Origin of the sequence: Haloactinospora alba, assembly GCF_006717075.1 — a bacterium.
Classification (GTDB): domain Bacteria; phylum Actinomycetota; class Actinomycetes; order Streptosporangiales; family Streptosporangiaceae; genus Haloactinospora; species Haloactinospora alba.
This window is the reverse complement of sequence record NZ_VFQC01000002.1, coordinates 1-11,468: the sequence shown is the minus strand read 5'-3', so window position 1 is coordinate 11,468 and position 11,468 is coordinate 1. Positions and strand designations below refer to the sequence as shown.

General features: G+C 72.9%; 11 protein-coding genes. 2 read left to right on the top strand and 9 right to left on the bottom strand.

What is annotated here, in order from left to right:
- Positions 1-68 precede the first annotated feature (68 nt).
- Entirely contained in the window at positions 69-1,166 is a 1,098-nt protein-coding gene (locus FHX37_RS17650) for a methyltransferase (RefSeq protein WP_211351944.1), read from the top strand.
- A 73-nt stretch (positions 1,167-1,239) separates the two neighbouring features.
- Here FHX37_RS17650 and FHX37_RS17645 read toward each other — a convergent pair whose 3' ends face one another.
- The 4 genes from FHX37_RS17645 to FHX37_RS17630 all read right to left on the bottom strand — a co-directional run bounded on the left by FHX37_RS17645 (position 1,240) and on the right by FHX37_RS17630 (position 5,903).
- A complete protein-coding gene (locus FHX37_RS17645) occupies positions 1,240-2,343 on the bottom strand; it encodes a 3-dehydroquinate synthase II (protein ID WP_141925349.1) in 1,104 nt (367 codons plus the stop codon).
- 72 nt (positions 2,344-2,415) lie between these two features.
- On the bottom strand, positions 2,416-3,240 hold the full coding sequence (locus FHX37_RS17640) for a 2-amino-3,7-dideoxy-D-threo-hept-6-ulosonate synthase (protein WP_141925348.1): 825 nt from the start codon (positions 3,238-3,240) through the stop codon (positions 2,416-2,418).
- The gene (locus tag FHX37_RS17635) at positions 3,237-4,502 is read right to left on the bottom strand and encodes an aspartate kinase (protein WP_141925347.1); all 1,266 of its coding nucleotides are present in this window, start codon (positions 4,500-4,502) and stop codon (positions 3,237-3,239) included. The genes FHX37_RS17640 and FHX37_RS17635 overlap by 4 nt, the downstream gene beginning before the upstream one ends.
- A gap of 729 nt (positions 4,503-5,231) precedes the next feature.
- Complete coding sequence (locus FHX37_RS17630; protein WP_141925346.1) at positions 5,232-5,903, bottom strand: DedA family protein; 672 nt, start codon at positions 5,901-5,903, stop codon at positions 5,232-5,234.
- Positions 5,904-6,451: 548 nt separating this feature from the next.
- On the opposite strand from FHX37_RS17630, the gene FHX37_RS17625 reads away from it, so the two are divergent.
- Positions 6,452-7,093, top strand: a complete 642-nt coding sequence (locus FHX37_RS17625; protein ID WP_141925345.1) for a class I SAM-dependent methyltransferase — start codon at positions 6,452-6,454, stop codon at positions 7,091-7,093.
- Positions 7,094-7,160: 67 nt separating this feature from the next.
- On the opposite strand, the gene FHX37_RS17620 is transcribed toward FHX37_RS17625, so the two are convergent.
- From FHX37_RS17620 to FHX37_RS22975, 5 genes are all read right to left on the bottom strand, one after another.
- Positions 7,161-7,622: a hypothetical protein gene (locus tag FHX37_RS17620; RefSeq protein WP_141925344.1), complete on the bottom strand. Its 462-nt coding sequence runs from the start codon at positions 7,620-7,622 to the stop codon at positions 7,161-7,163.
- The gene (locus tag FHX37_RS17615) at positions 7,619-8,773 is read right to left on the bottom strand and encodes a hypothetical protein (RefSeq protein WP_141925343.1); all 1,155 of its coding nucleotides are present in this window, start codon (positions 8,771-8,773) and stop codon (positions 7,619-7,621) included. Before FHX37_RS17615 ends, FHX37_RS17620 begins: the two co-directional genes overlap by 4 nt.
- An 86-nt stretch (positions 8,774-8,859) precedes the next feature.
- Positions 8,860-9,990 carry a hypothetical protein gene (locus FHX37_RS17610; protein ID WP_141925342.1) on the bottom strand — a complete coding sequence of 377 codons (1,131 nt, stop codon included), beginning with the start codon at positions 9,988-9,990 and terminating at the stop codon, positions 8,860-8,862.
- A 35-nt stretch (positions 9,991-10,025) separates the two neighbouring features.
- Complete coding sequence (locus FHX37_RS17605) at positions 10,026-10,898, bottom strand: phage distal tail protein (RefSeq protein ID WP_141925341.1); 873 nt, start codon at positions 10,896-10,898, stop codon at positions 10,026-10,028.
- Positions 10,895-11,468: phage tail protein (locus FHX37_RS22975; RefSeq protein WP_211351943.1), on the bottom strand; the 574-nt coding region annotated here is incomplete at its 5' end. The genes FHX37_RS22975 and FHX37_RS17605, both read right to left, overlap by 4 nt.

Below are 11,468 nucleotides of genomic sequence, written 5' to 3'. Positions count from 1 at the left end.
CTAAGCGCCGTACTCCACGCGCTGCCCGCGCAGACGGGCGACCCGAAACAACGAGACACGAGGAGAGCATGGTGACCGACACCGCCCACCAGCCCGCCACGAACGGCGCGGGAAGCGCCGCAGGCACCCCGGACATGCCCGGCGGGGCGCTCAGCACGGCGGAGACACCGCCGGACGTCCGGATGTACCAGATGCTGTACAGCTCCATCGTGAGCCAGCTGCTGATCACCGCGGCCGAACTGGGGCTGCCCGACGAGCTCACCGGCGGCCCCCGGCCCGTCGGGGAGCTCGCCTCGGCCACGGGGACGCACCGGGACTCGCTCTACCGGGCCATGCGGGCCCTGGCCAGTACCGGCGTCTTCACCGAGGTGGAACCGGGGGTCTTCGGCCAGACACCGCTGTCGGAGACGCTGTGCAGCGACGTCAACGGTTCGATGCGCGACGTCGCGCGCTACGTGGGCCTGCCCGAGCGTCAACGGGCCTTCGCCGCGGTGACCCACAGCGTGCGGACCGGAGAGCCGTCGTTCGAGCACGCGAACGGCGCGGCGTGGTGGGAGTACTTCGCCGAGCGCCCCGAGCTCGGGACGCTGTTCAACCGGGCCATGGGCACGATGTCGCGGCGCGTCAACTCCGAGGTGCTGGACACCTACGACTTCACGGGGGTGCGCCACCTGGTGGACGTCGGCGGTGGGCAGGGCCACCTCGCCGCCGAGATCGCCCAGCGCCACCCGGACCTGACCGCGGTGGTCCTCGACCTGCCCCGGGTCGTTCCCGAGGCCGAGGAGGTGGTGCGCCGCGCCGGGGTGGCGGACCGGGTGCGTTGCGCCGGCGGGGACTTCCTCGAGGCGGTTCCCGAGGGGGGCGACCTGTACGTCATCTCCTGGACGCTGCACGACTGGAACGACGAGGACGCCACGCGGATGCTGTCCAACGTCCGGCGCGCCATGGCCCCGGACGGGGCGCTGGTCGTCATCGACGAGGTGCCGCCGGCCGGGGACTCCCCGCACTTCGGCAAGTTCGAGGACATCGTGATGCTGGCCCTGCTGCACGGCCGGATCCGGACCGAGCGGGAACTCGACCCCCTGTTCCGCACGGCGGGGCTGCGCCTCGACGAGATCCGCGACACCCCCTCCCCGACGAGTGTGCTCATCGCCCGGCCCGAGTAGCCGCAGCACCCGACCGGCAGACAGAACGGGGCGGGTCCGGGGAGGGAACCCCGGGCCCGCCCCGCCGTCGCGCTCACTTCTCCAGGCAGAACTCGTGGATCGGGTAGCCGACGTGGCGGTCCTCCGCGGGGAGGTAACCCAGAACCCGGTCGCCGGGGCGCAGTTCCGTACTGTTCAGCACGGCGCCGCCGGGACCGAGCACCCGCACGTGCCAGTCGTCCTGCAGGATCAGGTTGACGCTGCGCCCGTCGGAGGCGGCGGCGTCGATCGAGATCAGCGGACGCGACTCGATCTTCACCCGGCCCACGGGCACGTGCCTGCTGCGTCCCTCCACGTCCACGGCGAGCACCGTGCTGTTCGTCCGGAGCTCGCTCAGGTACCGGGTGCGCCTCCCCTCGGCCAGGGTGTAGGAGTGGATCGCCCCCGCGTTCACCCGGAAGGGCCGCGTCGGCATGTACGGCAGCGGGTGGGTCTCGCTCACGCACAGGATCATGCCCTTGGAGTGCGACCCCACCAGGATTCCCTCGTCCTCGCGGAAGTGGGAGCAGGTGTCCACGCAGGCGCGCTCACCCATGCCGATGTGCTCGGTCGAGCGCACCTCCAGCTCGACCAGTTCGAGCTTCCCGGGGGCCTGGGCAGAGGCGGCCCGCAGCGCCGTCGCGTCGCCGACCGCGCGCGGTGCCAGCAGCACCCCGTCGGAGCCGTGTTCCAGGACCCCGAAGACGATCTCGGCCTCCTCGACGTCGGCGACCTCGGTGATGATCCCGCCGTCCGCCTCGGCGGCGGCCGCGATCACGATCTCCAGGGGGATCTTGGTGGGGTCGCGGAACCGCAGCACGCTCCACCGCTCCGTCCGGGCGGCCTCGCAGGCCTCCTCCAGGGTCTGGGCGTCGGAGACGTCCACGAACCGCCCGAACTCCACCTCGGGGTGCTCCTTGCTCAGCACGGTGGTGTCCCCGTGCAGTGCGGGGTCGACGATGACGACCCGCGCCGCGCCGAAGTCGCCGGGCAGCTCCGGTCCGTCGGGGAACAGGACACCGGTCACGGTCGGGGGCAGGTCCGCCAGCAGGGCCGGGTCGGAGGCGACCACGCTGTCGACGCGCTGGTGGATCGCCTCCTCCAGGATGGCCGAGGTGGCCTCTCCGCGTTCGCGTAGGTCCAGCCAGGTCAGTTTCACTGTCTCTCCTCTTCTCTCCAGGGGTGTGTCTCCGGGACGTGCCGGGACGGGGCGCCCGCCGGGGGCGGGCACTCAGCGGTTGAGGCTCAGGGCGGGGGTGTCGGGTGCGGGAACGGGAGCGGCGGGGGAGGGGTGGACCACGTCCGCCACCCGGCGGGTGATCCCTCCGGGGTCGGGGGCCTCGAAGATGTTGCGCCCCATCGCCACGCCGGCGGTGCCCGCGTCCAGCAGCCGGGAGACGTGCGCCAGCACGTTGGCGGGGTCGGGGTCGGGGGAGCCGCCGGCGGTGATGACCGGGAGGGCGCTCCCGCGTACCACGTCGGCCATCTCCTGCTGCGTCTCCGCCCAGGGGATCTTCACAATGTCCGCGCCGAGGTCCGTGGCCAGCGAGGCCGCGTGGGCGAGGAGAGCGGGGTCGCGCGGGTTCTCGACCCGCGGCCCCCGGGGGTACATCATCGCCAGGAGCGGGATGTTCCACTCGGAGCAGGCGTCGGCCACCGTTCCCAGGTCGGCGATCTGCTGGCGCTCCTCCTCCGAGCCCATGTTGACGTGCACGCTCACGGCGTCGGCCGCCAACCGGATGGCCGTCCGCACACTGGCGACGAGGTACTTCGCGTCGGGGTCGGGCGCGTGCATGGTGCTGGCGCTCAGGTGCACGATGAGACCGATCCCGGTGAACCGGCGGGGGTCGACATAGGGAACCCGCCCCTTGTGCAGGACGACGGCGTCGGCGCCGTTGTCCGCCAGGGTGCTGACCAGCGGGTCCAGGCGGTTCCCGGCGGTGATCGGGCCGTCGGCGACGGAGTGGTCGAGCGGAACCACGAAGAGCCGGTCGTCTCCGTGGCGGTGCAGCCGCAGCATGCGCAGCCGGGCCGCCGGCGATTGGTACGGAGTCATTGCTGTATCCCTTCTCTCGTGGGCACTGCCATGGATCCGGCGGTGTCCGGTTCCCCCAGGCCGAACTCGTCGTGGACCGCCGCGGTGGCCTCACCCGTGCGTTCGGCCGGGACGAGCACGGTGGTGCGCGACTGGGTGGTGCTCACCCAGTCCGCGGTGATGCCGAGGCCGTGCAGGCAACGCAGTATCCGGGCCGTGTAGTCGGGGCGGTTGAGCAGCCCGATCCCCACCAGTGAGACCTGGCCGAGGCCGGTGCTCACGGAGTAGGAGAGGTCGAACTTCCGCGCGGCCTCGCTCAGCGCGTCCTCGGTGTCACGCAGCCGCTCGGTGCGGACCGTGAACCCGGTGTTCGCGCCGCGGGGGCCGTTCCCGACCCACCCGAGCAGGTCGATCGGCAGGAGGCGTTCGGACAGCAGTTCCAGGACGATCTGCCCGAGATCGTGCGCCGGGCCCTCGCGGTGGACGAGAACGCGTGCGATGTTCGTGTCGTGTGTGACGGCGACGGTGAATCCGGTGTTTTCGAGCATCTCCTCACCCCGTCCGGGGATCGTGGTTCCGTGTGTGCGGGTGGCAGAGTTGTGGACGGAAATGTCGACCCCGTTCGCGGCGGCCAGCTCGGCCGCGCGGGCGTGGATCACCCGCGCCCCGGATATCGCCATCTCGTGCATCACCCCGGGCGGGATGGCGGGGATGAGACGGGCGTTGGGAACGATGCGCGGGTCCGCGGTGTGGATCCCGTCCACGTCGGTGTGTATCTCGCAGGCGTCGGCGCCGAGCTTGGCGGCGAGCGCGACCGCGGTGGTGTCCGAACCGCCCCGTCCGAGCGTGCGGATGTCACCGATCGTGTCCATGCCCTGGAACCCGGCGACGACGACCACGGTTCCCTCGCGCACGTGGGCGAGGATCCGCTGCGGTTCGATGTCGGATATCCGGATCTCGTCCCGGGAGCCGGTGGCGGACACGCCGGCCTGCTGCCCCGTCAGGGACACGGCGGGCACCCCTCGGGCGGCCAGGGCCATCGCCGTGTAGGCGGCCGAGGCGATCTCCCCCGTGGAGAGCAGCTGGTCCAGTTCCCGCTTGTTGCCCGCGTGGAACCGGGCCGACTCCGCGATGAGGTCGTCGGTGGTGTCTCCCCGCGCGGAGACGCAGACCACTGGCACGACCCCCTTCTCCCGGGTGCGGCGTATGGTCTCCGCGGTGCGCATGACGTGTTCGTGGCCGCTGAGGGAGCTGCCGCCGAACTTCTGGACGACGGTGCCCATCACCGGGGTGTCCTGTTCTTCCGCCGGAGCACGTCCCCGCGCGGGAACCGGCGGGGGTGGTGCCCGCGGGTCCCCCGCCCGTCCGGGAGGGGGTGCGGTGCTGGGCGGTTTTCCTTCGCGACCGGGACCGGAGCGTCGTTGTGCATCATGATCGCCTTGTTGTGGTGAGCGTGTGCGTCGAGTTCGGACTCGGGAGTCGTTCGGGAACGGGGACGGGAGCCACCTCCCGCCCGGAGATAGGAAGCGGGGATCCGGACGGACGATCGCGGGGATCGGAGCGTCCCGTTTTCCCGGGGAACCGTTCGCTGGTCGGTGCGCGCACGGGAACAAGTGTCGTTCGCGGGAGAGGCGCGATGCTTCCCGTGTTCGCGGGATTCCCTCCGCGGGCCGGAACGCGGTTCCCGGCCGGCCGGGAATATCGCATATACGCGTGTTCCCGGCCGGGGTGTCGTTCGGGGGAGGGGCCCTCGCGCGCCGGAGCGTCGGGGCGCGGTTCCGAGAGGCGGGCCCGGGGCCGTACGCGGCCCGCTGTGTTCGTCCGTTCGTCAGTGAACCGTGCGGCGGGTGGGATTACCGGTGCGCGGCGGGGTCTCCCCGGACGGGCTTACCGCGCCAGCGGCACTCCGGCACGATCCGGCGGGCCGGGACCCGCACCCCCTCCCCCTGTCCCTCCCGGCGCCGAGCGCCGGGAGGGACAGGGGGAGGGGGCGGAGCCGCTGCCGCCGGTCGTTACTGCGGGACCGGTTCCGCGGGCTCCTTACCTGACTCCTCGGGCGGGTCCGGCTGTTTCGCGGCCGCGCGGCGCCGCCGGACGAGGACCGTGACGAGCACGACCAGCACGGCCGCTGCCAGGACGACCCAGCTCGCCTTGCCGAGGACCTCCTCGATCGTGCGGGCCGCGGCCCCGGCGGCGGCCCCCACCCCGACGTGCAGACCGGACCACCCCAGCGCGCCCACGGCCGCGGCCGGAAGGAACCGCAGGAACTCGAGCTGGCTGGCGCCGGCCGCCGCCGGTGTCAGGGTGCGCACGATCGGGAGGAACCGCGCGGCGACGACCGCCCACGCGCCGTACCGGTAGAGCAGCCGCGCGGCCCGGTCCCAGTGGCTCCGTCCCACCCGGGCCACGACCCGGCTGTCGCGCAACCGGTACCCCCAGCGCCGTCCCACCACGTAGCCGATGGTGTCGCCGGTCAGGGCACACACCGCGACGAGCAGCGTCATCACGGCGTAGGCGCCGACGCTGTCGACACTGGCCGCGGTGACGAGCAGCGCGGTCTCACCCGGAACCAGGAACCCCAGGCCGAACGTGCACTCCGCGAGAGCGAAAGCCCCGGCGACCACGAGGACCAGTGGGAAGGGAAGGTCGGTCAGCGCGGCCAGGGCCTCGGCGATGTTCGGCACGGGCGCTCCTTCCACACCAGGGGCGGGTGACCGGCGGCATACGGCCTCCCACCGTAGCCGAGAGGGCACCATCCTCCCGCCGGTTCGCGGAGCCACGCGCGGGGACGTCCCGTGGCCGCATCCGGCCAACCGGTGCCGCGCGGGACCCGGACCTGTCCGCCCGGGAGGGGGCGACCCTCCCGGGGTGCGACGGCACGGTTCGGGCGCCGCCGGCGGGTGCCCGCGGTGCGGGAAAGGTCCCCACATCCCCGCGTGTGCGGTACTTTCGGCGGTTGGTTCGGATATCGTCGCCAGCCGGGTGAAACCGGAGTCCCCCGCGCCGGGAAACGCGAGCCGCACCCCCGGAACCGGGCGGGCCGCGGCCGGAACGGTCCGGCCGGTGGGGCGGGAACCCGGCGACGCTCGTCCGGCCGCTGCCCTTACCCGAGGCGGTGCGGACCGTCGGGAGGCGCGTTGCGAGCGCTGGCCCCCGGGCACGTGGCAGGCTTTCCGCGGGGAGAACGGTGCGGCGCGCGGCTACGGTGCGCGTCGGTGAACGGAGGAACGGCATGGAGCAGGAAGACTGGGACGAGCGGTACCGCTCGTCCGAGCTGGTGTGGGGCGCGGAACCTAACCAGTTCGTGGTGGAGATGGCCACCGAACTCTCCCCGGGGCGGGCATTGGACCTGGCCGCCGGGGAGGGGCGCAACGCGGCGTGGCTGGCCGAGAGAGGCTGGCGGGTGACCGCCACCGAGTTCTCGTCCGTGGCCATCGACCGGGGGAAGCGGCTCGCCGCCGCCCGGGAGGTGGACGTCGACTGGGTGTACGCCGACGCGCGCGAGTACGCACCGGAACCCGGAGCTTTCGACCTCGTGCTGCTGGCCTACCTCCACCTCCCACCCGAGGAGTGGGACCGGGTCCTGCGCGGCGCCGTGCGCGCGTTGGCACCGGACGGGAGGCTGATCAGCGTCGGCCACGACCGGGACAACCTCGTCCACGGGACGGGCGGACCCTCCGACCCCGACATCCTGCACCGGGCGAGCGAGATCTCCGACACCATCACCGACGCCGCCGTCAAGGCCGGCTACCCCGTGTGGATGCGCCGCGCCGGCAGGGTGACCCGGGAGGCGATGGGCGAGAGCGGCCCGTGGATCGCCATCGACACGCTGGTGACCGCCGACCGGGCGACCCCGCCGGCGCGTGCCCTGTAGGTGCCGGGTGCGGTAGGGGCGGCGCCCCTCCGTCCGCGAACGGGGCGGATCCCGCCGGTGAGTGGGGTCACCGCGTGCCGCAGGCCACCCGCACGTAGCCGCTGCCGCTGTCGCGCCGCGCCTCGACGCGCAGTTCGGCGGCTCCGCTGACGTCCACCATCCGCGTCTCCCGGACGGTGGACGCGGTCACGGGAACCACCGGCCCCACCCGGTGTCCGTCCAGGGTCAGCCGCACCTCGCCGCTGGTGCCGCTGTCGGCCACGGCGGACAGCAGGAGCCCGACCCGCCCGGTACCGCGTTCCCACCAGGTGAGGCCCACGGCCTCCCACTCGGGCGCGTCGCAGCGCCACCAGTCGCCTACCCGCGCCGGTATCAGTCCGCCCGGTGCCGGCGCGGGTGCGGCCACCGCCGCGGACTCCGCTGCTCCCGCCGGGGGTGTGCGGTGCGAGGACGCCTCCAGCCTGCTGATCCTGCGCCGGAGGTCGCGCAGCTCGTCCAGCAGGCTGGGTCTGCGGTCGTTCCTGGTCACGTGGCATCGACCTCCCCAACGGGGCGTACGGTGAGCCGGACGAGCTCCTCGCCCGCGTCCGCTCCGGGAGCGACCTCGAACTCCGTGATCCGTGTGCTGACGTCCCGTCTCTGACCGAGGAACGGGTCGTCGATGAGAATCCGCGCGCGGTCGCCGACCTCGTAGGAACCGAGGCGGGGGTGCCGGTCGGCGCGGACCGTCAGTTCGGGAAGGACGATCGGCCGTTCGGCGCCGCGCCGGTGCCGGTCGGCGTGCGCCTGGAGCAGAGCGGGGTCCCCGATGTCCAGGACCGACAGGGTGTCCTCCAGCAGCGGGCGCTTCGGGGGGACCTCCCCGTCCTCCGGCGACACCGCGATGAGCTGTTCGGACTCGCTTCCGGCCCCCTGGGCGAAGACCCGGGTCGCCATGTCGGCACCGTCCACCGGCCAGGTGAAGTCCACCAGTCCGGCTCCGTACTCCCACAGGTGCGGTTGCCCCTCCTGGCCGAGCCGGGGGGAACCGACGAGGAGGGCCGGTTCCGGAACCCCGCGACTCCAGCTGACGGTGCAGGTGTAGTCGAACCCGTCCTCCGCCGCGGCGAGGTCGTCGAGGGCCTCCGCGACGGGTTTGAACTCGTAGGGCCGGTACTCCACCGACCGCGCGACCCCGGAGGGGGAGTCGTCCCTTCCGGCGCGCCGGAACCCCATACCGGGGGTGATCCCGCCGCCGCGCTGCCCGAGGCGGACGAGTTCGGCGGCGATGTCGAGTTGGTCGGCCCTGCCGCCCCCTTCGGGGATGCGCACCGGGGGCCACTGCGCCACCGGCGTCGCCCGGGGCGGCTGAGCCGGGAGGACGTAGCGGTGCTCCAGGTAGGAGAGGAAGTCGGCTGCGCTGATCTCCAGGGTTCCGTCGGCGGCGGCGTAGCGGGTGGTCCAGATGATGCCGCCCCACACCAGCCGGTCGTCCCGGTCCACGTACACGGCGCTCCGCCCCGGTTCGGTGAGCCTGCGGGGCTCCAGCGCCCGCACACCGGGAGCGCGGGTGGGCAGGTTCGCCCGCAGCTTTCCCGTACCGTTCAGCACCCGGCTGAAGGAGACCCCGGTCAGGGGGAGGTCGCCGATGATGCGGCCGTCGGCGAGGTCCACGACGTAGTAGGTGTAGCGCGTGCTCATGGGAGCCGCCGTCCGGCCGGGGAGCACCGCGGTGGCTGCATGGGTGCCTCACTCTCTGGGTTCCGGTCCGTGCCGGGGCGTTCGGGTTACCAGTGGTCAGGTCCGCCATAAGGCCCAGGAAAATCAGGGGCACCAGGCGGCGGCGGTTTCGGCCCGGGGGACACGTCGGGCCACGGGTCGTCGGTGAGCCAGGAGACGTGGACGTACTGGTCGCGTCCGGCTGGTAGGGGGGTCTGGCGTTCGCCGTCCACGTCGATGCCGGACAACCGCGCTCCCCGCACCTCCCCGCTGGGGAGGATGTAGAGGCGGCGCGGACTGCGGGGGGTGTGCAGCAGGGCGTGGTACTGGGCGTCCGGACGGAATCCGGGCCCGTCCTCCACCCGGAGGGTGTTGATACTGGTCAGGTCGGTGATGTCGGGGCGGCCCTCGTCGACGGTCTTCTGCACCGAACCCCGCATGTGGACCGTCTCGCCGATCCGGCGCACGGCGAGCTCGCCGGCGTCGCCGTGCACGTAGTCCTCACCCAGGTTCTCCACCGTGATCCAACCGGTGTCGCGGTGCCGGCGGTAGGTCACCCACGTACCGTCGTGCAGGCACTCCAGGTCTCCGGTGTCCAGCCGGTGCACGTACATGCCCTCGTAGGCGTTGCCGGGGCGGGCGTCCGCGCCGCGCACCGGGAGGACCCCGCCGACGGCGCAGGTGAACGGGTGCTCCCGCCAACGCGGGGTGATGTCGTCGGGACCGATCCCGGTGGCCTCCGGAGCGATGGTGATCTCGGCGAGCGGCAGAGCACCGGGTTCCGGCTCCGGCGGCCGCGGGTCGGGCGCGGCGTCGCCGTGCCGGACGGTCACCTCGAACCGCCGGTCCTCCACCCCGGTGACGCGCGCCGTGACCAGGTCGATCCGGGGGTCGGTCTCGGGGGGTTGGGCACCGCCGAACACGTCGAGGTCCTTGTTGTTCTCCAGCGTCACCAGGAACGGCCCTCCCGTGTCGGGCAGCTCCAGGACGGCCTGGAACGGGGCCACCGTGACGAGCCCGGAGCCGCCGTCACCGTCGGAGGGAGTGACCCGGCCGGGTTCGCCGGGGGCGGGTCTCATGCCCGTCCGTGCGGCGCCGCTGTCCCCCTCCCCGGTCGCGGAGGTGACGAGCAGCCCGGTCGCGAGGCGGGCGTCGTCCTGGTTCATCCCGTTGACCCAGCCGGGGCGGCTCTCGGCCATCGTGTGTCTCCTTCGTGGGAACGTCGGGGTTGTCGTCACAGCCAGGCGTCCCGCCAGCGCGCGTGCAGCCCGGGCCGGTCGTCGGGCCGCGGGTCGGGGCCGCCGCGCGTGGTGCGGAACAGGATCGTGTTGTCACCGGGACGCAGCGGGAACCAGCGCGAGTACGCCCGCAGCGACGCGCGCCGGGAGGTCGCGCTGCCGAGCACGACCGTGCGGGCGTCCACGTCCACGGTGAGCCGCTGCCGCGCGGTGAGGGAGATGTCGAACTCGAGCAGGCCGTCGCCGTTGAGCTCCTGGATGGCGGGGTTCTCGCACGGGCCGTCGATGTGCCACACCGGGGCGGTGGGGATGGTGCCGGCGTTGGTGAGGGTGAACCGTCCTCCCGAGGTCCGCCCGAAGTCCAACGGGAAGGTGAGGGGGAAGTCCACCCCCGGCCCGCGGGTGGGTACCGGGGTGAAGCGGGTGTGCTGCCGGGCGGAGTAGCGGTTCGGGTCGGGCGCGGTGACCTGGAGGGACCACTCGAAGGCGTGCGGGGTGGTGTCGCGTAGCCGGCTCTCGTCGGTGAGCCGCACCTCCACCCTGCGGGTGGCGGTGTGCTCCCGCACCACGAGCGGCCGCAGCGCGGAGCCGTCCGCCAGCAGCGCGGCGAAGCGGTCCTTGGCCTCCTCCTTGGTGCGCCGGTCGGGAGCGATGGCCACCCCCTCCAGGGTGATGACGCGGGGCGACCGGTAGGAGGCGGCGTCGAAGGCGCCGTGCCGCTGGGGCCGGTCGGTGAGTTCGACACGTGGCGGCGGGGAACCGGTCCACCCCTCGTCGCCGGTCACCCACCACTCGACGCCCCGGTTGTCCCGGGTGTTCCCGGACCAGTCGTCCACCGTGTACACGGGTAGCTGCAACTGTTCGTTCATCGTTTTCCCGCCCAGGCCAACTCGCGTTCCACCATGCGGCCGATCTCGTACTCGGACTGTCCCTCCCGGGGGTGGACGTTCACCGTCACACCGGCGGCGGGGTTGTCCGCGCGCCGGCCGGCCCCTGGTTGGAGCGTTCCGCCGCCGGCCGCCGCGGGGGCCGCCGCGATCCGGGCCGCGGCCTGGCGGGGGTCGGGGACGAGGTCGTCCATGGCCCGCTCGACGTTTCGCTGACTGTCGTGGATCCCCGTGGCGAGCCCGCTGCCGATCGCCTCGCCCAGCTGGGCCATGACTCGGGAGGGCGAGCTGATGCCCAGCGCGTCCTTCACGAAGCCGGGGATCTTGTCGGTGATGAAGTTCTTGATCGTGGTGACGATGCTTCCCGCGGCGTTCCTGATGCCGCGGACGAACCCGGAGATGAGGTCCTTGCCCTTGTTGAGCAGGAGGCGCCCCAGGTTGCCGAGGGCGCTGACGGCGCGTCCCGGCAGTTCCCGGACGAAACCGACGGCGGAGGAGATTCCCGAGCTCACCGCGTCCACCGCCCGGCCGAAGGCCGCGCGGACGGTTCCG

What these genes read in the sequence shown, in the direction of transcription:
- FHX37_RS17650 (WP_211351944.1), top strand. Translation starts at nt 69, where the DNA reads ATGGTGACCGACACCGCCCACCAGCCCGCCACGAACGGCGCGGGAAGC.
- FHX37_RS17640 (WP_141925348.1), bottom strand. Translation starts at nt 3,240, where the DNA reads ATGACTCCGTACCAATCGCCGGCGGCCCGGCTGCGCATGCTGCGGCTG.
- FHX37_RS17635 (WP_141925347.1), bottom strand. Translation starts at nt 4,502, where the DNA reads ATGGGCACCGTCGTCCAGAAGTTCGGCGGCAGCTCCCTCAGCGGCCAC.
- FHX37_RS17625 (WP_141925345.1), top strand. Translation starts at nt 6,452, where the DNA reads ATGGAGCAGGAAGACTGGGACGAGCGGTACCGCTCGTCCGAGCTGGTG.
- FHX37_RS17615 (WP_141925343.1), bottom strand. Translation starts at nt 8,773, where the DNA reads ATGAGCACGCGCTACACCTACTACGTCGTGGACCTCGCCGACGGCCGC.
- FHX37_RS17610 (WP_141925342.1), bottom strand. Translation starts at nt 9,990, where the DNA reads ATGGCCGAGAGCCGCCCCGGCTGGGTCAACGGGATGAACCAGGACGAC.
- FHX37_RS17605 (WP_141925341.1), bottom strand. Translation starts at nt 10,898, where the DNA reads ATGAACGAACAGTTGCAGCTACCCGTGTACACGGTGGACGACTGGTCC.